Here is a 25,723-nt window from a genome sequence, read left to right on the forward strand (position 1 = left end):
GGTCGGCTGTGGTGACCGACCGGGTCGTGCTCAACCGTCAGGTGGCCGATTACCGGGCCGGCTATGCCGAGGCGTTGGCCGACCGAACCGGCGAGCAGGAGCCCGGCTCCTCGGACGGCTAATGGGCCGGCTCAGAGCTTGCTTGCCGCAGCCTCGTCGAGTAACCACACCGTCCGGTCGCGACCGATAGCGCCCGCGGCGGGGATGTCGACCGGATCGGCACCACCGATCGCGGCGGCGACAGCGTCGGCTTTGGCTTCTCCGGAAACCACCAGCCACACCTCGCGGGAGTTACGAACCGCGGGAAGTGTCAACGTGATTCGTCGCGGCGGTGGCTTGGGGGAGTCGGGTACACCCACCACCATCCGCTTGTTCTCACGCACTCCGGCAGTGTCGGGGAACAGTGAGTTGATGTGTCCCTCGCCGCCCATGCCGAGCAGATGCACGTCGAACTCGGGTCCGGGGGCATCGAAGTTGGCGGCCAGCAGCTGTGCGTACCCGGCGGCGGCCGCGGTGAGATCGTCACCGAATTCACCGTCGCTGGCGGCCATCGCGTGCACGTTGACGTCCGAGATCCCGACATGGTCCAGCAGTGCCTCGCGGGCCTGCTTGTCGTTGCGCTCGTCGTCGTCCTGCGGTACGAATCGCTCGTCGCCCCAGTAGACATGCACCTTCGACCAGTCGATCTCGTCGCTGCGCTCACCGACGCGCTTCAGCAGGCCGATTCCCGTGCCTCCGCCGGTGAGCACGATGTTGGCGTGGCCTCGTGCCGAGATCGCCGACGTGATTGCTCCCACCAACCGGTCTCCGGCTGCCGCCACCAGCGTGTCGGTGTCGGCGTAACGCTCGATAACAGTGCTCATACGTACTGGACCTTGTCGATTCCCGTGAGTGCGTCGTAATAGATTTCGTCGGCGTCGAGCCGGCGCAGATCCTCGGCCAGGCACTCCTTGGCTTCGCGGCGGGCCAAGGGCACCAACGCATCCGGCTTGCCGGTGCGGCTCAATACCGCCGTGACGCCGGTCTGCGGCCGCGCCAGGGTCACGGTTTCACTGGGCCTGGTCAGCTCGACCTTCAAGTCACCTGTCGTCCGGGTCACCGGCCCGTCGATGCGGTTGGCCAGCCAGCCGGCCAGGATGTCGAGCGCGGGCTCATCCTTGAGCCCGGACACGAGCGCCGAGGTGATGGGTTCGTGTGGCGGCTGATCGATCGCGGCGGCCAGCAAGGCGCGCCAGTAGGTGACGCGGCTCCAGGCGAGATCGGTGTCACCATCGGTGTAACCGTTGAGCCTGCTCTTGATGCAGGCCAGCGGATCGGAACCGTTCGTGGCGTCGGTGATCCGGCGAATCGCCAACTTGCCCAGCGGATCCTGTGCCGGGACGGCGGGGGCGAGATCGGGCCACCAGGTCACCACCGGCGTGTCCGGCAGCAGGAACGGCGTGACGACACTGCTGGCGTGGTTGGCCAGCGGACCGGACAACCGCAGCACCACCACCTCGTTGGCGCCGGCATCGCGGCCCACCCGCAGCTGGGCATCCAGCCGGGCCTCCGTGGTCAAGCGGTCCCCGGGAAGGGCCACGATCACCCGGCACGGATGCTCACGGCTGGCCCAGTTGGCCGCCTCGATCGACTCTTCGAGCACCGCTTCGGTATCGGGGGCGACGACCAGCGTCAGCACCCGGCCGAGGGTGATCGCACCGCCCTCTTCGCGCAGTGCGACGATCTTCTTGTTGATCGCCCCGGTATTGGTCTCGGGCAGATCGACAATCACGGCCGCCTCCATTCCCGGCCTGACCGGCGCAACATCTCGAACGACGATTCGGGGCCCCAGGTTCCGGACTCGTAGGTATCGGGCTTACCGTGGCTAGCCCAGTAATCGAGTGCGGGATCCAGGATCTTCCAACACAATTCGACCTCGGCGTTCACCGGGAACAGCGATGGCTCGCCGAGCAACACATCGAGGATCAGGCGCTCGTACGCCTCCGGCGACTCCTCGGCGAAGGCCGAACCGTACGAGAAGTCCATGCTGACATCGCGGACTTCCATGATGTGGCCCGGAACCTTGGACCCGAACCGCAGCGTGATGCCTTCATCCGGTTGGACCCGGATCACCAGAGCGTTCTGGCCGAGCTCGTCGGTCATCGTGGCGTCGAAGGGCAGGTGCGGCGCGCGCTTGAACAACAGTGCGATCTCGGTGACCCTGCGGCCCAAGCGTTTTCCGGTGCGCAGATAGAACGGCACGCCCGCCCAGCGCCGGGTGTCCACGTCCAGCGTGATGGCTGCGAACGTCTCGGTGGTGGACGTCTTGGAGAAACCTTCCTCGTCCAAGAGCCCGACGACCTTCTCACCGCCCTGCCAGCCTGCGGCGTACTGCCCCCGCGACGTGGTCTCGTCCAGCGGCTCGGCAAGCCGGGTCGCCGAGAGTACCTTGATCTTCTCGGCCTGCAGTTCTGCGGGGGAGAAGCTCACCGGCTCTTCCATCGCCGTCAGCGCCAGCAGCTGCAGCAGATGGTTCTGGATGACGTCGCGGGCGGCGCCGACTCCGTCGTAGTAGCCGCCGCGTCCGCCGAGACCGATGTCCTCGGCCATGGTGATCTGGACGCTGTCGACGTAGTGGGAGTTCAGCACCGGCTCGAACATCTCGTTGGCGAAGCGCAGTGCCAGGAGGTTCTGGACAGTCTCCTTGCCCAGGTAGTGGTCGATGCGGAACACCGACGACTCCGGGAACACGCTGTTGACCACAGCGTTGAGTTCCTCGGCGCTCTTGAGGTCGTGCCCGAACGGCTTCTCGATGACTACCCGGCTCCAGCTGCCCTCCGGCTTGTCGGCCAGCCCGGATTTCGACAGCTGCTCGCAGACCTGAGGGAACGCCTTCGGCGGAATCGACAGGTAGAACGCGTGATTGCCGCTGGTGCCGCGCTCGACATCGAGTTTGTGCAGGGTTTCCTTGAGCCGTTCGAACGACTCGTCGTCGTCGAACGTGCCCTGCACGAACCGGAATCCCTCGGCCAGGCGGTCCCAGACCTCTTGGTGGAAGGGCGTACGGGCGTGCTGCTGGACCGCGTCGAAGACGATCTTGCCGAAATCCTCATCCGCCCAGTCGCGGCGAGCGAAGCCCACCAGCGCGAAGCTGGGTGGCAGCAGGCCGCGGTTGGCCAGGTCGTAGATGGCCGGCATCAACTTCTTGCGGGCCAGATCGCCGGTCACCCCGAAGATCACTACCGCACATGGTCCCGCGATGCGGGGCATGCGCTTGTCACGCTTGTCCCGCAACGGGTTACGCCAGGCGGTCTCCGGCCTGTCGTTGAGCGGACTCATTTCTTGGCGGCGTCGAGTTGGCCCTGTGTCGCGTCGAGCAGTTCCTGCCACGACTTTTCGAACTTGTCCACACCCTCGTCCTCGAGCACCTTGAACACGTCGACCAGGTCGATGCCGACGGCGCTGAGCTTGTCGAAGATCTCCTGCGATGCCGCTGCGGTCCCGGTGATGGTGTCACCGGTGATCTTGCCGTGGTCGGCGACCGCTTCCAGCGTCTTCTCCGGCAACGTGTTCACCGTGTGCGGCGCAACCAGTTCGGTGACGTAGAGGGTGTCCGAATAGTCCGGATTCTTGACGCCGGTGGAAGCCCACAGCACGCGCTGCACCCGGGCACCGTCACCCTTGAGCGCCGCGAAGCGCTCCGCGCCGAAGACTTCCTCGTAGGCGGCGTAGGCGAGCCGCGAGTTCGCCACACCGGCCTTGCCGCGCAGGCCCAACGCCTCATCCGAGCCGATCTTCTCCAGCCGGTTGTCGATCTCGGTGTCCACGCGGGACACGAAGAACGAAGCGACGGAGTGGATCTTGGACAGATCGTGGCCGGCCTCGCGGGCCTTCTCCAGGCCGGACAGGTAGGCGTCCATCACGGCCCGGTGCCGCTCCACCGAGAAGATCAGCGTGACGTTGACCGAGATGCCCTCGGCGATCACCGCGGTGATCGCGGGCAGCCCCGCCAGCGTGGCCGGGATCTTGATCAGCAGGTTCGGGCGGTCGACCGTCTTCCACAGGTCGATGGCCTGCAGGATCGTCTTGTCGGTGTCGTGGGCGAGCCGCGGGTCCACCTCGATGGATACCCGGCCGTCGACCCCGTCGGAGGCCTCGTACTGCTTGGCCAGGACATCGCAGGCGTTGCGGACGTCATCGGTGGTCACCGTGCGGATGGTGTCGTCCACGTTGGCGCCCTGCCCGGCGAGCTCGGAGACCTGGGCGTCATACGCGGTGCCCTTCGACAGCGCGGCCTGGAAGATCGACGGGTTGGTGGTGACGCCCACGACGCTGCGGGTGTCGATCAGATTCTGCAGATTGCCGGTCTGCAACCGCTCGCGCGACAAATCGTCGAGCCAGACGGATACACCCGCGGCGCTCAGCGCCGCGAGATTCGGGTTCTGAGTCATGTTCGCCTTCTCCTGCCAGTCGTCTGCTAGTTGTCTAGGGATCGTTCCGCCGCGGCCGCCACGGCCTCGGCGGTGAAACCGAACTCACGGAACAGCGTCTTGTCGTCGGCAGAGGCACCGTAGTGCTCGATCGAGACGATCTCGCCGGTGTCTCCGACCAGCTTGTACCAACTCTGCGCCACTGCGGCCTCGACCGCCACCCGGGCCGACACCGCCGGCGGCAGCACCGAATCGCGGTACTCCTTGGGCTGGGATTCGAACCACTCGACACACGGCATCGACACCACGCTCGCGTTGATGTCCTTGTCCGCCAACAGCTTCTGTGCCGCGACGGCGAGCTGGAGCTCGGAGCCCGTGCCGATGATCACCACGTCGGGATTCTCCTCCGGGGTGCCGCCCAGCACGTAGCCGCCGCGGGCCACGCCCTCGGCGCTGGTGCCTTCGATCACGGGTACACCCTGGCGGGTCAGGATCAGGCCCACCGGGCCGGTGCTGGCGGTGCGCTCCAGCACCGTCTTCCACGCGTAGGCGGTCTCGTTCGGGTCGCCCGGTCGGACCACCGACAGGTTCGGGATCGCCCGCAGTGCCGCGAGGTGTTCGATCGGCTGGTGCGTCGGGCCGTCTTCGCCGAGCCCGATCGAATCGTGCGTCCAGACGTAGATCGGATCGATGTTCATCAGAGAGGCCAAACGCACGGCAGGCCGCATGTAATCCGAGAACTGGAGGAACGTTCCGCCGTAGGGCCGGGTCGGACCGTGCAGCACGATGCCGGACAGGATCGCACCCATCGCGTGCTCGCGGATACCGAAGTGCAGGGTGCGGCCGTACCAGGTCGCATTCCAGTCCTCGGTCGAGATCGACGGCGGCCCGAACGAGTTGGCGCCCTTGATCGTGGTGTTGTTGCTGCCCGCGAGATCGGCCGAGCCACCCCACAACTCGGGCAGCGTCTGCCCGACGGCGGCCAGCACGGCACCGGAGGCGGCACGGGTGGCCACCGGCTTGGAATCCAGGTCCCAGTGCGGCAGGTCGGCATCCCAGCCCTCCGGAAGCTCCTTGGCCTGCAGCCGGTCGAGCAGCGCCTTGCGCTCGGGCTCCCGCTTGGCCCAGGCGTCGAAGGACACCTGCCATTCGTCGTGGACCTGCTTGCCGCGGGTCACCAGTTCACGGGTGTGGGCGATGACGTCGTCGCGCACCTCGAAGCTCTTGTCCGGGTCGAACCCGAGGACCTTCTTGGTGGCGGCGACCTCGTCGGCGCCCAGCGCCGAGCCGTGCACGCCACCGGTGTTCATCTTGGTGGGGGCGGGGTAGCCGATGATGGTGCGCAGCGCGATGAACGACGGCTTGTCGGTCACCTTGCGGGCGGCCTCGATCGCTTCTTCTATCCCAGCGACGTTCTCGCCGCCCTCGACTTCCTGGACGTGCCAGCCGTAGGCGCGGTACCGCGCGGGGACATCCTCGCTCAGCGCGATGTCGGTGTTGTGCTCGATGGAGATCTTGTTGTCGTCCCAGAACACGATGAGGTTGCCGAGCTGCTGGGTGCCCGCGAGCGACGACGCTTCGCTGGTGACGCCCTCTTCCATGTCGCCGTCAGAGGCCACCACATAGATGTAGTGGTCGAAGGGGCTCTCGCCCGGGGCGGTGTCCGGATCGAACAGGCCGCGCTCGTAGCGGGCGGCCATCGCCATACCGACGGCAGAGGCCAGGCCCTGGCCGAGCGGGCCGGTGGTGATCTCCACACCCTTGGTGTGGTGGTACTCGGGATGGCCGGGGGTCAGCGAGCCCCAGGTGCGCAGCGCTTCGATGTCGGCCAGCTCGAGGCCGAAACCGCCGAGGTACAGCTGGATGTACAGGGTGAGGCTGGAATGCCCGCAGGACAGCACGAAGCGGTCGCGGCCCAGCCAATGCGTATCGGACGGATCGTGGCGTAGTTGCCGCTGGAACAGCGTGTAGGCCAGTGGTGCCAGGCTCATCGCGGTTCCTGGGTGGCCGTTGCCGACCTTCTGCACCGCGTCCGCCGCAAGCACCCGGGCGGTGTCGACGGCGACGCTGTCGACTTCGGTCCAATCATCGGGGTGGTTGGGCTGGGTGAGAGCGGTGATCTCTTCGGCCGTGGTCACTAAGCTCACTTCCTCGTCTTCTATCTGCTGGCACGTGCGCGCAGTTGCCATGCTGCTACGACAAACACCCTAGTGGGGCGGAGTCATCCGATGCAGACTGGTTCGTGCACCGATACCCGCTCGTTTACCCGGTTGTTGCCCCGAACAGACCCTGCGGTGCCGAGGTGTTCGGGCGGCGGTCTACCATCGTCTGTAGTAGAAGCCGCGTGACGCCACCTGAGGAGTTATTTGCGTGAGCATTCGCGAGCGCCGGCTCATCACTGGGGCGCCGAGCCGAATACGGTCCACCTTCCTGTCGTATTTGGCGTTGACCAAGCCGCGTGTGATCGAGTTGTTGCTGGTCACCACGATTCCGGCCATGTTGCTGGCCGAGCGGGGCACCGTTGACCCGCTGCTGATCCTCAACACCCTGATCGGCGGCATGCTTGCCGCGGCAGGTGCCAACACGCTCAACTGTGTGGCCGACGCCGACATCGACAAGGTGATGAAGCGCACCGCCCGCCGCCCGTTGGCCCAAGCCTCGGTGCCGACGCGGCATGCACTGATCTTCGGGTTGGTGCTCTCGGTGACGTCGTTCTGCTGGCTGACCTGGACGTCGAATCTGCTGTCCGGGGTGCTGGCCGTGGCCACCATCGCGTTCTACGTCTTCGTCTACACCCTGCTGCTCAAGCGCCGCACCTCCCAGAACGTCGTGTGGGGTGGGGCGGCCGGCTGCATGCCGGTGATGATCGGCTGGTCCGCGGTGACCGGCACCATCCAGTGGCCGGCAGTGGTGATGTTCCTGATCATCTTCTTCTGGACGCCGCCGCACACGTGGGCACTGGCAATGCGTTACAAGGACGACTACAAGGCGGCCGGCGTGCCGATGTTGCCCGCCGTGGCCACCGAGCGTCAGGTCACCCGCCAGATCCTGATCTACACCTGGCTGACGGTCCTCACCACGCTGGCGCTGGCGCTGGCCACCGGCTGGCTGTACGGCGCTGTGGCCCTGCTCGCGGGCGCCTGGTTCCTGGTGATGGCGCACCAGCTGTACTCCGGGGTGAAGCGCGGTGAGCCGGTGAAGCCGCTGCGGTTGTTCCTGCAGTCGAACAACTACCTGGCCGTCGTGTTCTGCGCATTGGCCATCGACTCTGCGCTGGCGCTTCCGACGCTCTTCGGTCACTAGGTCCACGAACCCGCTGTCCGCCCCTCCGGGGTGTGGCAGCGTTGTGGCATGACCGAATCGGTGAGTCCCGACAACTTCGCACGTGCCGAATCCGACCTGTACTTCGCCAATATCGTCAACGACGGCGGTTTCGGACAGTTCTTTCACAACCGTGAGATGAGCTCGATCGAGCATCAGATCGTCATCCGGCAGAACCGTGACACGCTGTACTCCGCAGCGGTGTTCGATCTCGATGCCGGGCCGGTCACCATCACGCTGCCCGAGTGCGCCGGCCGGTTCATGTCCCTGCAGATCATCAGCGAAGACCACTACACCACCAACGTCGTCTACGCGCCTGCCGAGCTGACGTTCAGTCGCGATTCCGTCGATAGTCGCTACGCGGCGGCGGCGGTACGCATCCTGGCCGATCCCGCCGACGCCGCCGACCTGGCCGCAGTGCACGCGCTGCAGGACGCGATCGTGGTCTCACAGGACGACGCGCCGGGGTTGTTCGAGATCCCGCCGTGGGATCCGGCCAGTCAGAAGACAGTTCGGGACGCACTCATCACCCTGTCCACCACCCTTGCCGACACCCGATCGATGTTCGGTCCCAGGTATGCGGTGGAGCCGGTGCGGCACCTGATCGGCTCGGCGTTCGCCTGGGGCGGCAACCCGGAACGCGATGCGCTGTATCTCACCGTGGTGCCACCGGCGAACGACGGCGCCACAGCGCACCGGCTGACCGTGAAAGACGTCCCGGTGGACGGGTTTTGGTCCATCACGGTCTACAACAAGGACGGCTACCTCACGCCGAACGCGCAGAACGCCTATTCGGTGAACAACGTCACCGCCGTCAAGGACGCCGACGGCGCCACCACGGTGCAGTTCGGCGGCAGTGACGAAGGCGGGGGCGTGGCCAACCTGCTGCCCGTCACCGAGGGCTGGAACTACCTCGTGCGGCTGTACCGGCCGAGACCCGAGATCCTCGACGGCTCCTGGACGTTTCCCGCGGCGCAGCCGGTCTAGGTGTAATTCCCACACAGGTTGTGAACGGCGTGGTGAGCGTAAATAGGTGAGGACCTCCGGTATCGGTGTGGTTACCACACACACCCCGATCACCGAGAGGTCCTCATGGTCCACGCTAATGCCTGTTTGACTCCGAAGGGCCGGTTGCGGCTGGCTCGCTGTGTCGTCGACGACGGATGGGCCTACGCCCGGGCGGCGGAACGATTCCAATGCTCGAGGGCCACGGCCAAGAAGTGGGCCGACCGCTACCGGGCCGGCGGCCAGGATGCGATGGCGGATCGGTCCAGTCGGCCGCATCGCAGCCCGCGGCGCCTGTGCCAGCGGCTGGAGCGGCGGATCATCAAGGTGCGCTTCACGCGTCGTTGGGGGCCGCACCGCATCGCCGCGCACCTGCGGCTGCCACGCTCGACCGTGGAGGCGGTGCTACGCCGCTACCGGATGCCGCTGCTGGGTGATCTGGACCAGGCCAGTGGCCTGCCGGTGCGCAGGCCCAAGCCGCACCGCTACGAACACGCTGCACCCGGGGATCTGGTTCATGTCGACATCAAGAAGCTCGGGCGTATCCCCGACGGTGGTGGGCACCGCAAACTGGGCCGCCAAGCCGGCCGCCGCAACCGCGCCAACATGGGTTACTCCTACCTGCACCATGCCGTCGACGATCACAGCCGGTTGGCGTATTCGGAGATCCTCGATGATGAACGCAAGCAGACCGCCGCGGATTTCTGGGTCCGCGCCCGGGCGTTCTTCGCCGATCACGGTATCACCGTCAAACGGGTGCTGACTGACAACGGATCCTGTTATCGGTCAAAGGTTTTCGCTGACGCACTCGGCAAGGACGTCACCCACAAATTCACTCGGCCGTATCGTCCCCAGACCAATGGCAAAGTGGAGCGATTCAACCGCACGCTCGCCACCGAATGGGCCTACGCGCAGATCTATCTGTCCGACCAGGCCCGTGCAGCGACCTACCCGGACTGGCTGCATCACTACAATCACCACCGACCCCACACCGGCATCGGCGGCAAGACACCCATCGAACGCCTACGCGTTCACAACCGGTGTGGGAATTACATCTAGGGCACCAGCACGACGGAACCGACGGTCTTGCGGCCCTGCAGGTCGGTGTGGGCCCGGGCCGCTTCGGCCAGCGGGTAGCGCCCGCCGACCGTGATGGTGATCGACCCGTCTGCGATGGCGTTGATCAGTTCACCTGCACGCCAGGAGAATTCGTCGGGCGTGCGGGTGTGGTGGGCCAGCGTCGGCCGGGTCAGGAACACCGAGCCTGCCGCGTTGAGCCGTTGCGGGTCCACCGGTGGCACCGGACCGCTGGCCGCGCCGAACAGCGCCAGCGTGCCACGTACCGCGAGGCTGTCCAGGCTGGCGTCGAACGTCGATGCACCGACCCCGTCATACACAGCGGCGACCCCTGCCCCTCCGGTGAGATCGCGGATCTTGTCCCCGAACTCGGTCGGGTCCTCGGGGTATTCGAGCACCTCGATCGCGCCGGCCTGCCGGGACAATTCGGCCTTCTCCGGAGTCGAGGCGGTCGTGATCACCCGGGTGCCGATGCTGGTGGCCCATTGGGTGAGGATCAGGCCGACGCCGCCTGCCCCGGCATGCACCAGCACGGTGTCGTTCGGCTGCACCGGATAGGTGGACTTGATCAGGTAGTGCGCGGTCATGCCCTTCAGCAGGGCCGAGGCGATTGCGTCTGGAGCCACGCCTTCAGGCACATATGCGACGAAATCGGCTGGGGCAATACAGAAGTCGGCATAGGCGCCGGTCGCGTTGGCGGTGACGACGCGGTCACCGACAGCCAGCGCGGCCACGTCGTCGCCGACGGCGGCGACCGTGCCGCAGACTTCGGACCCGACGACGAACGGCAGGTCACGCGGATACAACCCGGACCGGAAGTAGGTGTCGATGAAGTTGACGCCGATGGCCTCGGCCTTGATCAGGACCTCGCCGGGTCCCGGGGCGGGCTCGGGCCGCTCGACGTAGCTCAGGACTTCGGGTCCGCCGGTCTCGGCAACTTCGATGGCATACACGCCATCCATCATCCACACCTATCATCGCGGGGGTGAAGCTCGCCCGTCCGGATGTGTTCCATCCCCGCATCGTGTTGGCCGGCTGCGCGGCACTGCCCCACGGGGACGGCGACGACGCCGGCCTGGTGACGGCGCTGCGCAACCGCGGTCTGCATGCCCGCTGGCTGCCGTGGGACGACCCGGCCACCCTCGACGCCGACCTGGTGATCCTGCGGGCCACCTGGGACTACGCCGAGCGTCTCGAGGAGTTCCTGTCATGGACGCGCTCGGTGCGTCATCTGGTCAACCCGCCGCAGGTCGTGGCGTGGAACACCGACAAGCGCTACCTCGACGATCTGCACAGTATGGGGATTCCGGTGGTCCCGACCGGACACTTCGCGGTCGGTGAACAGGTCGTCGTGCCTGCCGGCGAAGTGGTGGTGAAGCCCGCGGTCGGTGCGGGCTCGGCCGGGGCGCAACGCTTCGTCGACGCCTCCGAGGCCCTGGCCCATGCGGCGGCACTGCACGCCACGGGGCGCGCCGTGTTGGTGCAACCGTACGACCACCGGATCGCCGACGGCGAGACCGCACTGGTGTTCCTGGGCGGCAAGGAGTCCCATGCATTCAGCAAGGGACCGATCCTGCCCCCGGCTGGACAGTCACCCGCGTTCGAGGAGACCGGCACCTACGCCGAGGAGTCGTTGTCGCCGGCTGATCCTGACGACGAGGTGTGGCGGGTCGGGCGCCTGGCGATCGACGCGTTGATCCGGTCGTTCTACCTTCAGCCCGAGGAGTTGGTGTACGCCCGTGTCGACGTAATCGGCGGCCCGGAAGATCCTCGCGTGCTGGAGCTGGAGCTGGTCGAGCCAGGGCTGGGTTTCCGGCAGCTCGATCAGGTCGCTCGGGAAGACGCCGAGCGGCGGTTCGCCGTCGGTGTGGAGGGCGCGCTCGAGCGGTTCGGCCTGGGCCCGTTGTCGCACCGCGGTTTCTGACCTCCACATGACCTGGCCGCCCTAGAGTCGGTCCGATGGACACCTTTGCAGGACGGGGCGCCGTGGTCACCGGTGGCGCCAGCGGCATCGGCCTGGCAGCGGCGCGGCAGTTCGCCGCGCGGGGCGCCCGGGTTGTGCTTGCCGACCACGACGCCGCGGCACTCGACCGAGCCGTCGCGCAATTGCGTTCCGAGGGGCACGACGCACACGGCGTGCCGTGCGATGTCCGCGACCTCGAACAGGTCACCCACCTCGCCGACGAGGCCTTCCGGCTGCTCGGCGCCGTGCACGTGGTGTTCAACAACGCCGGCGTGGCTGTCGACGGCCCGGTCGCACAGATGACCCACGACGACTGGCATTTTGTCCTTGACGTCGACCTGTGGGGGCCGATTCACGGTGTCGAGGCGTTTCTGCCCCGACTGATCGAGCAGGGCCAGGGTGGGCATCTCCTGTTCACCGCGTCCTTCGCCGGGCTGGTGCCCAACGTGGGGCTCGGCGCGTACTGCGTCGCCAAGTACGGTGTGGTCGCACTGGCGGAGGTGCTGGCCCGCGAGGTCCGCAACGACGGCATCGGTGTTTCGGTGCTGTGCCCGATGATGGTGGGCACCAACCTTCTTGCCACGTCGGCGCGAGCGCGCGGAGAGGTGGTCGAGGACCAACTGATCACCGGCAACGACGTTCTCGACGTCGATGAGGTTGCCCGGCTCACCGCGGAGGCGGTCCTTGCCGATCGGCTGTATGTGCTGACGCACGAGGCGTCACGAACGTCGATCCGCCGCAGATTCGATCGGATCGACGCGACGTTCGACGCACAGAGCGCCGCCGGGTGGAACCACTGACGCGGACGGGACCCGACTAGTTGCCGGCCGGGACGCGCTCACGCATCGAGGCCCACAGCGCCGCGGTCGCCGCGGTACAGGTGGCCGCACCGGCGACGTGGACGGCGACCAGGACGGCGGGAACGCCGGTGTAGAACTGCACGATCCCGACGAGCCCCTGCGCGCACACCAGCACCACCAGGACGGCGAGCCGGATCATGACCGGTCGAGAGGCGCGCACCGCGGTGAGGCCGAATCCCAGCGCGACGACCAGGGCCAGGTAGGCGACCAGCAGCGACGAATGCATGTGCACCAACGTGGTGATCTCGACCTCAAGTCGCGGGACCACGCGATCGAGGCTCTTGTCGCCGGCATGCGGACCGGCGCCCGTCACCAGAGTGCCTGTCACCAGGACCGCGGCCAGGACGACTGCACTCAGGACCGTCAACTGCCGCAACGGTTTCGGCACGGTCGCGGTGGGCGCGCCATCGTCGGGTTGGCCGATCTTGACGAACAACAGCACCGCGAGCCACACCATCGCCATGGACGCGAGCAGGTGGATGGCCACGGTCCACCACAGCAGACCGGTCCGCACCGTGATGCCGCCGATGATGGCCTGGACCACGGTGGAGGCCGGCATCAGCCAGGCGTAGATGAGCACCTCGCGGCGGCGACGGGCCCGGGTCACGGCCAGGACGGCCGCAATGGCGGTCAGCACCACCAGGAAGGTGATCATCCGGTTGCCGAACTCGACCACCTGGTGAACGACCGCGACCTCGGCGTGTGGGACGGGGGTGAAGCTGCCCGGGAAGCACTGGGGCCAGGTGGGGCAGCCGAGGCCGGACGCGGTGACGCGCACGATCGCCCCGGTGACCGAGATGCCGCCCTGGGTGAGAATCACCAGGAACGCGATCAGGCGCTGGACCCGCAGACTTGGCAGGGGCAGCAGGTCGACCAGTCGCTGGAAAGCTGTTCCGCCGGGCACGGCCTGATCGTAGTTGATCAGGAACTACAACCCGTAGTAGGGCTGGTGTGGATCAGGTGAACCGGAACCAGCGCAGCGCGCAGATCGCGGCGACGGCGCCCCACACCACCAGCACGGCCACGCCGAACCAGTCCATCGACAGCGTCATCGCCTGGGTCAGGGACTCGGTGAGGGCTCCCGACGGTGTCAGCCGGGCCGCCCAGCGCAGAGCCGACGGCACCGGGCCACCTTCGAGGGTCAGCGCGCCCAGACCGGCGAACACGAACCACAGCAGGTTCGCCAGCGCCAGCACGATCTCGGCCTTGAGGGTGCCGCCGAGCAGCAACCCCAGCGCGGCGAAGGTGGCTGTGCCCAGCGCGATGATCACCGCACCGAGAGCCAACCCCAGCGGTGAAGGCCGCCAACCCAGCGCGAAACCGATGGCGCCCAACAAGATTGCCTGCAAGAACACGACAGTGACGACCGCCAGTGACTTGCCGGCGATGATGCCCCACACCGGAAGCGCGGTCGCGCCCAACCGTTTCAGGGCGCCGTAGCGACGGTCGAAGGCCACCGCGATCGCCTGCCCGGTGAACGCCGTGGAGATCAGGGCCAGCGCCATGATCGCCGGGGTGAAGGTCCCGGCCCGGTCGTCGCCGAACGAGCCCAACGGCAGCAGCGTCATCCCGACCAGCAGCGTGATCGGGATGAACATGGTCAACAGCAGCTGTTCGCCGTTGCGCAGCAGCAGCTTCAGTTCCAACTGGTACTGCGCGGCGAGCATCGCCGGCACCTTGGCCGGACGGGGATCGGGGGAGAAGGTGCCCGGGGCGAACCGGTTCGGAGCGCTCGTCATGACCGCAGCTCCCGTCCTGTGAGGTCGAGGAATACATCTTCGAGACTGCGCTGCTCCACCCGCATGCCGGTGGCCAGCACATTGAGCCGGGCACACCACGCCGTCACGGTGGCCAGTACCTGCGGGTCGATGTGACCCTCGACCAGGTACTCGCCGGGCGCCGTCTCGGTGGCCTTGTATTTCTCCGGCAGGGCCGCGGCGAGCAGGGACAGGTCGAGCTTGCGCGGTGCACTGAAACGCAGCTGGTTCTCGGCGCCGCTGTGGGTCAGCTCGGCGGGCGTGCCGGTGGCTACCGCCACGCCGTGATCGATGATCACGATCCGGTCCGCGAGTTCTTCGGCCTCGGCGAGGTGATGGGTGGTCAGCACGACTGTCACGCCGTCCCGGCGCAGCGCATCGATCAACTCCCACACCACAATTCGGGCGTGGGCATCCATCCCTGCGGTCGGCTCGTCGAGGAACACCAGCTCGGGGCGACCCACCACGGCGCAGGCCAGCGCCAGGCGCTGCTGCTGGCCGCCCGACAGTCGCCGGTAGGTGGTGCGGGCGGATTCGGTCAGGCCGAGGGTGTCCATCAACCAGGCCGGATCGAGAGGATCGGCAGCGTAGGAAGCGACCAGATCGAGCATCTCGCCCGCTTTCGCCGCGGGGTATCCGCCGCCGCCCTGCAACATCACGCCGATCCGCTCACGCAGTTGGGCATTGTCGGCGACGGGATCCAACCCGAGGATCTCGACTCGGCCGTCGTCCGGGCGGATGAATCCCTCGCACATCTCGACGGTGGTGGTCTTGCCTGCGCCGTTGGGGCCGAGCAGAGCCAGCACCTCGGCGCGCTGCACATCGAGGTCCAAATCGGACACCGCCGTCGTGGCGCCGTAGCGCTTGCTGACGCCGCGGAGCAGCACCGGTTGATCAGAACGCGAGGTCACGGGGATTCAGCGTAGGCGTCGGGGGATTGCGAAGGTGTCGGCGGTGCGTCCGTGTCGGTCTGGCGTGACGCGCGCCACGGCAGTCGGCGCCAGGTAATGCCGATCAGGATCAGCACGATCAACGTGCTGGCCAGCGTGGCCATCACGATCTGGAACAACGTGAACCGGTCGCCGTTGGCCGTCGGACCGAAGATCCCGACGACCAGGGTGATGGCGATCGTGGACCCGCGGAACCCGGGCCGCGTGGCCCATGCGGCCAGCGGGATCACCGCCCACAGCAGGTACCACGGCTGCACCACCGGAAACAGCAGGATGGTTCCGCCCAGGGCGACGCCCAATCCGCCCACGGGGTGCAGGCGGCCGCGCATCACCGCCAACAACAGCCAGCTGACCAGGATCGCGATCAGGAAGACGCCGATGGCGCGGGTCAGGGCGAGCACAGCGGTGGTGTGGTCGCCGAGCCCCAGCAAGATGCCGACCTGACCGGTTCCCAATGCCAGCAGGGTCGGAGGCGACATCCAGCTGCGCACCACGTTGGCCGTGCCGAGGGTGGACAGCCAGCCGAAGCCGAGCCCGCTGGCCCAGCCGATCAGGCCCATCACGGCCAGTGAGATCACGCCGAGGGGGACGCTGGCCACGAAGAACGCCTTGATCGTGCCGCCCAGACGCCAGGCCAGGGCCATCGCGACAAACCCGAGTGCGAGCAACGACGGCAGCTTGACCTGCGAGGACAGCGTGATGAGGACGGTGCCGAACAGCAGCATCCCCGCGGGATACCAGTGGTCCCAGTCCTCGCGTGAGTGTGGCCAGGTCAGCGGCCGGGGGATCAGCGGTGCTGCAGCGTCGATGCCTCGCAGCGCGAACTCGGTTCCGGCCAGCATCAGGCCGAGCATCAGCGCCTCGTTGTGGATCCCGGCCACCAGATGCATGAACAGCAGCGGATTACATGCGCCGAGCCACAGTGCGCTGACCTCGGCGACGCCGCAGCGCCGGGCCAGCCGAGGCGTTGCCCACACGATGAGCCCGACACCGAGCAGCACCACGGCGCGGTGGCACAGCACGGCGGCGACGATGTTTTCGCCGGTCAGCGCAGAGATGCTCTCGCCGATCCACAGGAACAGCGGTCCGTACGGAGCCGGGGTCTCGCGCCACAGACTGGGTACTGACAACGTGAACACGTGATCGAGGCCGAGGCCGGTCGCGGGACCGACCTGATACGGATTGAGGCCGATGTACCCGATCTCACTCTGGGCCAGGTACGAGTAGACGTCCTTGCTGTACATCGGGGGCGCGATCAGCAGCGGGATGGCCCACAGCAACAGTGTGCGGTCGAGCTGGCTGCGTGACATCCGGCGCGGGCCGAGAGCGAAGCGTCCGAGCATCAGCCAGGCCAGCGCCATCATCACGGCGCCGGTGGTGGTCATGGTCAGAGACACGGTCTGGATGCGGGACGGCAGGTTGAGCAGTCGCACGCCGAACGTCGGATCCTGCACGACGGGACGGGCGCCGGCGCCGAGGGCACCGATCGCCATCAGTACGGTGCCGGTGGCACCGAAAAGCCGGGTACGACGCTGCGCGACGACCTCGGCGGGGTTGAGTGGGGATCCGACGGTGCGTTCGTCGCCGTGCCACCGGGCGATCGATGTGCTGAAGGTCGACAGGCGGCTTGCCATCAGGGCAGCGTAACCGTCGGCCGCGGCGGTCTTCGCCGGGCAACGGTGGCCCAGGTCACGTAAGGGTGCCCTTGGTGGAACCCGGAGCGGAATTCCGTCACAATGGTGTTGTGAAAATGGGTCGGACGACTGTGGGCTCCGTTTCGGCTGGTGCGCCGAAGCCGGTCAACGACGTCGTGCCCGCATCGGACGGGCATACCCGCCGCGCGATCATTCACCTGTTGCTCGAAGGTCCGATCACCGCGGGGCAGATCGGTGACCGGCTCGGCATCTCGGCTGCCGGTGTACGCCGTCACCTCGATGCCCTGATCGAAGCCGGCGATGCACAGGCCAGTGCCGCGGCCGCGTGGCAGCACAACGGCCGGGGCCGCCCGGCCAAGCGCTACCGCTTGACGGCTGCGGGGCGCGCCAAGCTCGGCCACACCTACGACGATCTCGCCGTCGCCGCGATTCGGCAATTGCGCGAGATCGGCGGCAAGGACGCCGTGCGGACTTTCGCGCGGCGGCGGATGGACACCATCCTGGCCGGTGTGACCGAGGGGTCCGAGGGCGTCGCCGACACCGCCCAGCGTGTCGCCGACGCGTTGACGCGGGCCGGGTATGCCACCACCACGAACCCGGTGGACGGCCCAATTCGCGGAGTGCAGATCTGCCAGCACCACTGTCCGGTATCGCACGTCGCCGAGGAGTTTCCGGTGTTGTGCGAGGCGGAGAGTGAGGCGTTCGCCGAGATTCTGGGCACCCACGTGCAGCGCCTGGCGACCATCGTCAACGGTGACTGCGCCTGCACCACCCACGTTCCACTCGATGCGGACGGCCCAGCCCGGACGACCGCAGCGACAAGCCAAACGACACCGAGCAACAAGCAAGGAGCGGCGACATGACCATCACGCCCGAAACGCCATTGACCCAGGAAGAGACCATCGCGTCGCTGGGCAACTACGGCTACGGCTGGTCGGACTCGGACGTCGCGGGCGCCAGTGCGCAGCGCGGCCTGTCCGAAGCCGTCGTGCGTGACATCTCGGCCAAGAAGAACGAGCCGGAGTGGATGCTGGAGTCCCGGCTCAAGGCACTGCGCACCTTCGACAAGAAGCCCATGCCGAACTGGGGTTCCAACCTCGAGGGCATCGACTTCGACAACATCAAGTACTTCGTGCGCTCAAGTGAGAAGCAGGCGGCGTCCTGGGAAGAGCTGCCCGAGGACATCCGCAATACCTATGACCGCCTCGGCATCCCGGAGGCCGAGAAGCAGCGTCTGGTAGCAGGTGTGGCGGCTCAGTACGAGTCCGAGGTCGTGTATCACTCGATCCGCGAGGACCTTGAGGCGCTCGGCGTCATCTTCCTCGACACCGACTCGGGCCTGCGTGAGCACCCGGAGATCTTCCAGAAGTACTTCGGCACGGTGATCCCGGCCGGTGACAACAAGTTCTCGGCACTCAACACCGCGGTGTGGTCGGGTGGTTCGTTCATCTATGTCCCGCCGGGTGTGCACGTCGACATCCCGCTGCAGGCCTACTTCCGGATCAACACCGAGAACATGGGTCAGTTCGAGCGGACGCTGATCATCGCCGACGAGGGCTCCTACGTGCACTACGTCGAGGGTTGTACCGCACCGATCTACAAGTCGGATTCGCTGCACTCGGCCGTCGTCGAGATCATCGTCAAGCCGGGCGCCCGCGTCCGCTACACGACCATCCAGAACTGGTCCAACAACGTCTTCAACCTGGTCACCAAGCGTGCCCGGGCCGAGGCCGGCGCCACGATGGAGTGGATCGACGGGAACATCGGTTCCAAGGTCACCATGAAGTACCCGGCCGTCTGGATGACCGGTGAGCACGCCAAGGGCGAGGTGCTCTCGGTGGCGTTCGCCGGCGAGGGGCAGCACCAGGACACCGGTGCCAAGATGCTGCACCTGGCCCCGCACACGTCGTCCAACATCGTGTCCAAGTCGGTGGCCCGCGGCGGTGGCCGCGCGTCCTACCGCGGGCTCGTTCAGGTCAACAAGGGTGCGCACGGCAGCAAGTCGAGCGTGAAATGCGATGCGCTGCTGGTCGATACGATCAGCCGCTCGGATACCTACCCGTACGTGGACATCCGTGAGGACGACGTCACGATGGGTCACGAGGCCACGGTGTCCAAGGTCAGCGAGGATCAGCTCTTCTATCTGATGAGCCGCGGCCTGACCGAGGACGAGGCGATGGCGATGGTGGTGCGCGGCTTCGTCGAGCCCATCGCCAAGGAACTGCCCATGGAATACGCGCTCGAGCTCAACCGGCTGATCGAGCTGCAAATGGAAGGCGCGGTCGGTTAAGTGACGCAGAATCTCACCCAAGCGGTCGAGGGGGTCGCCACCAACAAGGGCGAGCTGTTCGCATCGTTCGACGTCAACGCCTTCGAGGTGCCCGGCGGTCGTGACGAACTGTGGCGGTTCACCCCGCTCAAGCGGCTTCGCGGTCTGCACGACGGCTCGGCCGTCGCCAACGGCAAGGCCGGCATCACCGTGACCGAGCGCCCGGGCGTGACCGTGGAGACCGTCGGCCGTGACGACAAGCGGCTCGGTGAGGGCGGTGTGCCCACCGATCGTGTTGCCGCGCAGGCCTACTCGTCGTTCGAGACGGCCACCGTGGTGACCGTCAAGCGGGACACCGAAGTCGCCGAACCCATCGAGATCGTGGTGGAAGGCCCCGGCGTCGACACCGTCGGCTACGGCCACCTGCAGATCCGGGTCGAGGAACTGTCCCGGGCCATCGTGGTCGTCGACCTCCGCGGCAGCGGAACCTACGCGGACAACGTCGAGATCATCGTCGGCGATGCGGCCGGTCTCGGTGTCATCTGGATCGCCGACTGGGCCGACGACATGGTGCATGTCAGCGCGCACCACGCCAAGCTCGGTAAGGACGCGGTACTCGGACACGTCAACGTCACCCTCGGTGGCGATGTCGTGCGCACCTCGGCCACCGTGCGATTCACCGGGCCCGGCGGTGACGCCAAACTGCTCGGCACCTACTTCGCCGACGACGGTCAGTTCTTCGAGTCGCGACTGCTGGTTGATCATGCTCAGCCGCACTGTAAGTCCGACGTCCTCTACAAGGGCGCGTTGCAGGGCGATCCGGATTCCAAGAAGCCCGATGCGCACACGGTGTGGATCGGCGACGTGCTGATCCGGGCCGAGGCCACCGGCACCGACACGTTCGAGGTGAACCGCAATCTGGTTCTCACCGATGGTGCCCGCGCCGACTCGGTGCCCAACCTCGAAATCGAGACCGGCGAGATCGTCGGCGCCGGGCACGCCAGCGCCACCGGGCGTTTCGACGACGAGCAGTTGTTCTACCTGCGCGCCCGCGGAATCCCCGAAGAGCAGGCCCGACGCTTGGTCGTGCGCGGCTTCTTCAACGAGATCATCGCCAAGATCGCTGTTCCGGAGGTGCGTGAGCGCCTGACCGCAGCCATCGAAAAAGAACTTGCCATCACTGAATCGAGAGCCAACTAGTCATGACCACTCTGGAAATCAAGGACCTGCACGTCTCGGTCAACGCCGCCGAAGGCGCTGAGAACACCGAGATCCCGATCCTCAAGGGTGTCGACCTCACCGTGAAGTCGGGGGAGACCCATGCGGTGATGGGCCCCAACGGCTCGGGCAAATCGACCCTGTCCTACGCGATCGCCGGTCACCCGAAGTACACCGTGACCTCCGGGTCGATCACGCTCGACGGGCAGGACGTCCTCGAGATGAGCATCGACGAGCGGGCGCGCGCGGGCCTCTTCCTGGCCATGCAGTACCCCGTCGAGGTGCCCGGGGTGTCCATGTCGAACTTCCTGCGCACCGCGGCCACCGCGGTTCGCGGCGAGGCGCCGAAGCTTCGGCACTGGGTCAAGGAAGTCAAGGCCGCGATGGACGATCTGGAGATCGACCCGGCCTTCGGTGAGCGCAGCGTCAACGAGGGATTCTCCGGTGGCGAGAAGAAGCGCCACGAGATCCTGCAGCTCGGTCTGCTCAAGCCCAAGATCGCGATCCTCGACGAGACCGACTCGGGCCTGGATGTCGACGCGCTGCGCATCGTGAGCGAGGGTGTCAACCGCTACGCCGAGGCCGAGCACGGCGGCATCCTGCTGATCACCCACTACACCCGGATCCTGCGGTACATCCGTCCGCAGTTCGTGCACGTGTTCGTCGGTGGCCGCATCGTGGAATCGGGCGGCCCGGAACTCGCCGACGAGCTCGAAGAGAACGGATACGTGCGCTTCACGCAGGCGGTCGGAGCCTGACATGACAGCCGCACGGACTATCGACCCCACCGTGCTGGCTGAGGTCAGGGCGGACTTCCCGATTCTGAGCCGGGTCATGCGCGGTGGAAAGCAGTTGGCGTACCTGGATTCCGGGGCCACGTCGCAGAAGCCGCTGCAGGTGCTCGACGCCGAACGGCGGTTCCTGACGACGTCCAACGGTGCCGTGCACCGCGGTGCGCACCAGCTGATGGAAGAGGCCACCGACGCCTACGAGCAGGGCCGCGCGGACATCGCGGCGTTCGTCGGTGCCGAGCCGGATGAGCTGGTGTTCACCAAGAACGCCACCGAGTCGCTCAACCTCGTCGCATACGTGCTGGGGGACAAGCGGTTCGAGCATGCTGTCGGTCCCGGTGACGTCATCGTCACCACCGAGCTGGAGCACCACGCGAACCTCATTCCCTGGCAGGAGCTGGCACAGCGCACCGGTGCGACGCTGCGTTGGTATGGCGTGACCGATGACGGCCGCATCGACCTGGATTCGCTGGAGCTCGATGAGCGGGTGAAAGTGGTGGCCTTCAGCCATCATTCGAATGTCACCGGCGCCGTTGCCCCGGTGGCCGAACTGGTGTCGCGGGCCAAGGCGGTGGGTGCGCTCACTGTGCTGGACGCCTGCCAGTCGGTGCCGCATCAGCCGGTTGATTTTCACGCGCTCGACGTCGATTTCGCGGCATTCTCGGGTCACAAGATGCTCGGCCCGACCGGTATCGGTGTGCTCTACGGACGGCTCGCGCTGCTGAACTCGATGCCGCCGTTCATCACCGGTGGCTCGATGATCGAGACCGTCACGATGGAGCAGACCACCTACGCGCCGGCGCCGCAGCGATTCGAGGCAGGCACGCCGATGACCTCGCAGGTGGTCGGATTGGCTGCAGCCGCACGGTATTTGAGTGCGATCGGGATGGACGCGGTCGAGGCTCACGAGGCCGAACTGGTCGCAGCCGCACTGGAAGGTCTTGCCTCGGTTCCGCAGGTGCGGATCATCGGGCCGACGACGATGGAACATCGGGGGTCCCCCGTGAGTTTCGTGGTCGACGGGATCCACGCCCACGATGTCGGGCAGGTGCTCGACGACGAGGGTGTTGCAGTCCGCGTCGGGCACCACTGCGCCTGGCCGCTGCACCGTCGCTTCGGGATCGCCGCCACCGCCCGCGGGTCCTTCGCGGTCTACAACACGCTCGACGAGGTCGACCGCCTGGTGGCCGGCATCAAACGCGCCGTGGAGTTCTTCTCGTGAAGATGGAACAGATGTACCAGGAAGTGATCCTGGACCACTACAAACATCCGCACAATCGCGGACTCCGGGAACCCTTCGCCGCCGAGGTCCATCACGTCAACCCGACCTGCGGGGACGAGGTGACGCTGCGGGTAGCGCTGTCCGACGACGCGGAGACGGTCGCGGACATCTCCTATGACGGGCAGGGCTGTTCGATCAGCCAGGCCGCCACTTCGGTGCTCACCGATCAGGTGATCGGCCAGAGCGTCGGCGACGCCCTCAAGACGGTCGAGGCGTTCACCGAGATGATTTCCTCACGCGGGAACGTTGAGGGGGACGAAGATGTACTCGGTGACGGCATCGCGTTCGCCGGTGTCGCCAAGTATCCGGCCCGGGTGAAGTGTGCGCTGCTCGGTTGGTTAGCTTTCAAGGCCGCACTGGCGGAGGCCAGGCCCGAAGATGGAGCGCTGGCACAGGCCAGCGACGACGTGGAGGACAAGCGATGAGTGATCCCGCTTCTGACGAACTGCTCGCCGATGTCGAGGAGGCCATGCGCGACGTGGTGGATCCCGAGCTGGGCATCAATGTCGTCGACCTGGGCCTGGTCTACGGACTCAACGTCGAGCACGGCGATGAAGGCGCAGTCGCGCTGATCGACATGACGCTCACCTCGGCGGCGTGCCCGCTGACCGACGTGATCGAGGATCAGTCGCGCACCGCGCTCGTGGGCGCGGGCCTCGTCAACGAGATCAAGATCAATTGGGTCTGGAACCCGCCGTGGGGCCCGGACAAGATCACCGACGACGGCCGCGAGCAGCTGCGCGCGCTCGGATTCACCGTCTAGCTGCCAAGGCCGTCAGGCTGTCGGTCCTCGGTGCTACCAATGTCGCCAACAGGCGAACACGGAGGCACACATGGGACACAGCCCTGAGGTAAAGGTCGTCGCTGACCGGTTGATGCTGGGACCGGCGACGGTGACGTTCGAGCGCACCCTCCGGATTCCGGAGACCGGATTACACCCGCTCCCACCCAGTCTCGGTTCGTTTCCCCTGCGTCGGGTTCAGGACTATCCCGATCGGGTTCCCGCCGAGTGGCTGGCGCACGGCGGGATCATGTTGCCGGTCTATCAGCGTGAGGCGATGTGGCTGTCGTTCGGCTCAGGCGAACCCGCCGCCCTGCAGATCGGCATCGGGAAGGTGTGCGCGGTCAGCGGTGAGGGCTGGACTGACCGGCTGGCCCATGACCCGCAGAACTACGTCGCTCTACCCGAGCAGCCGTGGCTCGACGGCATCAACGCCGGTGACGGTTACATCCGACAGTTCGTGGCCGTGCCGCTCGGTTCCAGGGCGACGGTCGAAGGGCAGGTCACCGGCGAGGAAGTCCATGGCGGTGTCCAGCTGCGCGGGGTCGGTCTGACCCCGAGGGCTCTCGACGAGTGGCGGGCGCGTCCCCTGATCGAAGAAGCCATGGTGGATTTCGATGACTGCGGGCCGCTCCCATCGCCCTGCGCGGCACCGTCGATGGGTCTGGGGGCCGGCGGCAGGATGCGGCAGGAGGTGTATGCCGACGACCGTCCGCTGTCCGACTATGACGAGGACCGTTCGTGGCGGGTGTTCGTGCATCTCTGCAGCGCGGCTCAGTGGACCGCGATCACCGGTGAGGTGCCGCCGCCCACCCCGGTGGACCGCGACGCCTATGTCGAGGCCGGCCTGCCATGGTTCGACTATTACGACGCGGACGCCCGGGACCTGGCCGCCACCGAGGTGTTGAAGAACGTGAAGAGTGTCGGGGAGTGGTTCGGGGAAGTTGAGATGCCTTTTGCCCCTGTTGATCCCGCGAAAGTCGTCACCGTGAAGGGCGCACCGGGTGATGCTGTGGCCGATGGAGATTGGTAACGGGCGGTGCTGACCGTCCCGGCGTTCGTCTGGCGCCGCGGCTTCTGGGGTCGGGCGCTGACGATCGGCGGCAGCGTGGGTTTCGTACTGGGCGTGCTCTCCTGGCTGGACTCCGGATTCTGGATCTCCGGCGTGCTGGTCCTAGTCATCGTGGGCACCTTCTACGGCGTCTGGATGGCGCGCCGGATGGCCCGGTACTGGCCGATGTCAGAGCACCTGAGCGGCGCTGATCAGGCCCGCGTCGTGGCCGCGGCCCGCCGTGGTGAGCACATCGACGACCCACGACTGGCCGAAGCCGCCCGCGACTACGGCCGCGGCGTGCATGAAGCCGCCGAGGCGGCCAGGCCGTTTCGCTGGCTCTTGCCGTTGGTGCTCATCGTCGCCGCGGCAAGCGCGTTGTGGGACGCCGTATTCGGGTCGGTCGGCAACGCCGTGGTGTCGGTCGTCTACCTGGCGGCTCTGGCGGTGGAACTGTTCTGGTGGCCGAAGAAGCACGCGCAACTGCTGGCACGTATCGATCAGGCCTGTGGATAACTTCGCCACTGCATGGATTCTCGACCACTTTCTGTCGGCCGACGTCGTTAGCTTCCAGCGCATCGGGAGCCGATGGGGTTTTCGAATAGCCGGAAGGAATTGCCATGCACTCGGACGTCGAAAAATTGCACGAAGCATGCGTACGCGATCTCGGTGATCCACAGCGCTGGTTCAGCCCGCTCGGATATCCAGAATCACTGGCGCTGTGCGTGATTGATTCGATCTACTCGACCGGGGCGCAGCGTGCCTCTGTGGAGAAGATCATCGCCCGATACCGCGGCTATCGGGCAGCGCAGGGTGCGGACGCCGACACTGACGGCGCTGTCGAACTCCTGCAGAACATCGCCGAGTTGGGCGGGCCGGACTCATGGGCGACGCAGATCGGAAACCGTCGGCCCACCTCGACCATGGCGAACGCGCCGTTGAAGTCGGTCGCTGTCGAACAGGTTGCGGAAGCGCTTGTCGCGCTGGACGTCCGCACCTCCGCAGACCTGCGTGTCCTGGTTGAGGAGGACGCCCGCCGGGAGCAGGTCACGAAGGCGTGGTGCGCGGTGCCCGGGCAGCGATCGGGCGTCACGTGGGAGTACACGCTGAAGCTCACACAGATCCCTGGGGCGAGGGCCGGCAGCGTGGTGGCGGCATACGTGGCCTGCCAAATTGGCAACGTCAGTGCCGAACACGCAGCTGAGATGGTGCGTGAGGTGGCCGCATCTGCGGGTTGGGATGCGTTCGCGCTCGATCACGCGATATGGCGGTTCGAATCCGGACGACCATATCAACGCGATCTCGCGTCGTGAGGTTGTTGCCGCTCGGGGGCT

25 protein-coding genes are annotated in these 25,723 nt (G+C 66.7%); 15 read left to right on the plus strand and 10 right to left on the minus strand.

Annotation, left to right across the window (positions count from 1 at the left end; genetic code table 11):
- Window positions 1–131: 131 nt before the first annotated feature.
- Genes pgl through tkt form a run of 5 tightly spaced genes read right to left on the minus strand, consistent with a single transcriptional unit; the run spans window position 132 to window position 6,547 of the window.
- Window positions 132–863 (minus strand): 6-phosphogluconolactonase, encoded by a 732-nt coding sequence (gene pgl, locus AC4LGL_RS13160; protein WP_491839069.1) that lies wholly within the window; start codon window positions 861–863, stop codon window positions 132–134.
- Window positions 860–1,771: a glucose-6-phosphate dehydrogenase assembly protein OpcA gene (gene opcA / locus AC4LGL_RS13165; RefSeq protein ID WP_491839070.1), complete on the minus strand. Its 912-nt coding sequence runs from the start codon at window positions 1,769–1,771 to the stop codon at window positions 860–862. The genes pgl and opcA overlap by 4 nt, the downstream gene beginning before the upstream one ends.
- Window positions 1,768–3,318, minus strand: coding sequence for a glucose-6-phosphate dehydrogenase (zwf, locus tag AC4LGL_RS13170; protein ID WP_491839071.1), 1,551 nt, complete (start codon window positions 3,316–3,318; stop codon window positions 1,768–1,770). Before zwf ends, opcA begins: the two co-directional genes overlap by 4 nt.
- Window positions 3,315–4,430: a transaldolase gene (gene tal / locus AC4LGL_RS13175; RefSeq protein ID WP_491839072.1), complete on the minus strand. Its 1,116-nt coding sequence runs from the start codon at window positions 4,428–4,430 to the stop codon at window positions 3,315–3,317. The genes zwf and tal overlap by 4 nt, the downstream gene beginning before the upstream one ends.
- 26 nt (window positions 4,431–4,456) lie before the next feature.
- Entirely contained in the window at window positions 4,457–6,547 is a 2,091-nt protein-coding gene (gene tkt, locus AC4LGL_RS13180) for a transketolase (protein ID WP_491839356.1), read from the minus strand.
- Window positions 6,548–6,779: 232 nt separating this feature from the next.
- Here tkt and AC4LGL_RS13185 point away from each other — a divergent pair, with 232 nt between their 5' ends.
- From AC4LGL_RS13185 to AC4LGL_RS13195, 3 genes are all read left to right on the plus strand, one after another.
- On the plus strand, window positions 6,780–7,712 hold the full coding sequence (locus AC4LGL_RS13185) for a heme o synthase (protein ID WP_491839073.1): 933 nt from the start codon (window positions 6,780–6,782) through the stop codon (window positions 7,710–7,712).
- 60 nt (window positions 7,713–7,772) lie between these two features.
- Window positions 7,773–8,717, plus strand: a complete 945-nt coding sequence (locus AC4LGL_RS13190; RefSeq protein WP_491839357.1) for a DUF1214 domain-containing protein — start codon at window positions 7,773–7,775, stop codon at window positions 8,715–8,717.
- Window positions 8,718–8,822: 105 nt separating this feature from the next.
- Window positions 8,823–9,794, plus strand: coding sequence for an IS481 family transposase (locus tag AC4LGL_RS13195; RefSeq protein WP_491839074.1), 972 nt, complete (start codon window positions 8,823–8,825; stop codon window positions 9,792–9,794).
- On the opposite strand, the gene AC4LGL_RS13200 is transcribed toward AC4LGL_RS13195, so the two are convergent.
- Complete coding sequence (locus AC4LGL_RS13200) at window positions 9,791–10,765, minus strand: quinone oxidoreductase family protein (RefSeq protein ID WP_491839358.1); 975 nt, start codon at window positions 10,763–10,765, stop codon at window positions 9,791–9,793. The two genes, AC4LGL_RS13195 and AC4LGL_RS13200, sit on opposite strands and share 4 nt — an antisense overlap.
- 32 nt (window positions 10,766–10,797) lie before the next feature.
- Here AC4LGL_RS13200 and AC4LGL_RS13205 point away from each other — a divergent pair, with 32 nt between their 5' ends.
- Both AC4LGL_RS13205 and AC4LGL_RS13210 read left to right on the plus strand, forming a co-directional pair.
- The gene (locus tag AC4LGL_RS13205; RefSeq protein WP_491839075.1) at window positions 10,798–11,736 is read left to right on the plus strand and encodes an ATP-grasp domain-containing protein; all 939 of its coding nucleotides are present in this window, start codon (window positions 10,798–10,800) and stop codon (window positions 11,734–11,736) included.
- Window positions 11,737–11,771: 35 nt separating this feature from the next.
- A complete protein-coding gene (locus tag AC4LGL_RS13210; RefSeq protein WP_491839076.1) occupies window positions 11,772–12,575 on the plus strand; it encodes an SDR family NAD(P)-dependent oxidoreductase in 804 nt (267 codons plus the stop codon).
- A 16-nt stretch (window positions 12,576–12,591) separates the two neighbouring features.
- Here AC4LGL_RS13210 and AC4LGL_RS13215 read toward each other — a convergent pair whose 3' ends face one another.
- The 4 genes from AC4LGL_RS13215 to mptB are packed head-to-tail and all read right to left on the minus strand — an operon-like array spanning window position 12,592 to window position 16,976.
- Window positions 12,592–13,539, minus strand: a complete 948-nt coding sequence (locus tag AC4LGL_RS13215) for a COX15/CtaA family protein (RefSeq protein ID WP_491839077.1) — start codon at window positions 13,537–13,539, stop codon at window positions 12,592–12,594.
- Between the two features lie 52 nt (window positions 13,540–13,591).
- The gene (locus AC4LGL_RS13220; RefSeq protein ID WP_055113716.1) at window positions 13,592–14,374 is read right to left on the minus strand and encodes an ABC transporter permease; all 783 of its coding nucleotides are present in this window, start codon (window positions 14,372–14,374) and stop codon (window positions 13,592–13,594) included.
- A complete protein-coding gene (locus AC4LGL_RS13225; protein ID WP_491839078.1) occupies window positions 14,371–15,303 on the minus strand; it encodes an ABC transporter ATP-binding protein in 933 nt (310 codons plus the stop codon). The genes AC4LGL_RS13220 and AC4LGL_RS13225 overlap by 4 nt, the downstream gene beginning before the upstream one ends.
- Window positions 15,300–16,976, minus strand: coding sequence for a polyprenol phosphomannose-dependent alpha 1,6 mannosyltransferase MptB (gene mptB / locus AC4LGL_RS13230; RefSeq protein ID WP_491839079.1), 1,677 nt, complete (start codon window positions 16,974–16,976; stop codon window positions 15,300–15,302). Before mptB ends, AC4LGL_RS13225 begins: the two co-directional genes overlap by 4 nt.
- Window positions 16,977–17,092: 116 nt before the next feature.
- On the opposite strand from mptB, the gene AC4LGL_RS13235 reads away from it, so the two are divergent.
- The 10 genes from AC4LGL_RS13235 to AC4LGL_RS13280 all read left to right on the plus strand — a co-directional run bounded on the left by AC4LGL_RS13235 (window position 17,093) and on the right by AC4LGL_RS13280 (window position 25,702).
- Window positions 17,093–17,860 carry a helix-turn-helix transcriptional regulator gene (locus tag AC4LGL_RS13235; protein ID WP_491839080.1) on the plus strand — a complete coding sequence of 256 codons (768 nt, stop codon included), beginning with the start codon at window positions 17,093–17,095 and terminating at the stop codon, window positions 17,858–17,860.
- Window positions 17,857–19,287: a Fe-S cluster assembly protein SufB gene (gene sufB / locus AC4LGL_RS13240; protein WP_491839081.1), complete on the plus strand. Its 1,431-nt coding sequence runs from the start codon at window positions 17,857–17,859 to the stop codon at window positions 19,285–19,287. Before AC4LGL_RS13235 ends, sufB begins: the two co-directional genes overlap by 4 nt.
- Complete coding sequence (gene sufD, locus AC4LGL_RS13245; protein ID WP_491839082.1) at window positions 19,288–20,466, plus strand: Fe-S cluster assembly protein SufD; 1,179 nt, start codon at window positions 19,288–19,290, stop codon at window positions 20,464–20,466.
- A gap of 2 nt (window positions 20,467–20,468) precedes the next feature.
- Window positions 20,469–21,242, plus strand: coding sequence for a Fe-S cluster assembly ATPase SufC (gene sufC / locus AC4LGL_RS13250; protein WP_055113727.1), 774 nt, complete (start codon window positions 20,469–20,471; stop codon window positions 21,240–21,242).
- 1 nt (window position 21,243) lies between these two features.
- The gene (locus tag AC4LGL_RS13255) at window positions 21,244–22,497 is read left to right on the plus strand and encodes a cysteine desulfurase (protein ID WP_491839083.1); all 1,254 of its coding nucleotides are present in this window, start codon (window positions 21,244–21,246) and stop codon (window positions 22,495–22,497) included.
- Window positions 22,494–22,982 carry a Fe-S cluster assembly sulfur transfer protein SufU gene (sufU, locus tag AC4LGL_RS13260; protein WP_491839084.1) on the plus strand — a complete coding sequence of 163 codons (489 nt, stop codon included), beginning with the start codon at window positions 22,494–22,496 and terminating at the stop codon, window positions 22,980–22,982. Before AC4LGL_RS13255 ends, sufU begins: the two co-directional genes overlap by 4 nt.
- Complete coding sequence (locus tag AC4LGL_RS13265; protein WP_491839085.1) at window positions 22,979–23,320, plus strand: metal-sulfur cluster assembly factor; 342 nt, start codon at window positions 22,979–22,981, stop codon at window positions 23,318–23,320. Before sufU ends, AC4LGL_RS13265 begins: the two co-directional genes overlap by 4 nt.
- Before the next feature lie 70 nt (window positions 23,321–23,390).
- On the plus strand, window positions 23,391–24,371 hold the full coding sequence (locus AC4LGL_RS13270; RefSeq protein WP_491839086.1) for a hypothetical protein: 981 nt from the start codon (window positions 23,391–23,393) through the stop codon (window positions 24,369–24,371).
- Window positions 24,372–24,377: 6 nt separating this feature from the next.
- Complete coding sequence (locus AC4LGL_RS13275; RefSeq protein ID WP_491839087.1) at window positions 24,378–24,905, plus strand: hypothetical protein; 528 nt, start codon at window positions 24,378–24,380, stop codon at window positions 24,903–24,905.
- Window positions 24,906–25,009: 104 nt separating this feature from the next.
- Window positions 25,010–25,702 (plus strand): DUF8548 family protein, encoded by a 693-nt coding sequence (locus AC4LGL_RS13280; RefSeq protein WP_491839088.1) that lies wholly within the window; start codon window positions 25,010–25,012, stop codon window positions 25,700–25,702.
- The last annotated feature ends 21 nt before the right edge of the window (window positions 25,703–25,723 follow it).

The sequence above is a fragment of the Mycolicibacterium arcueilense genome, assembly GCF_058536225.1.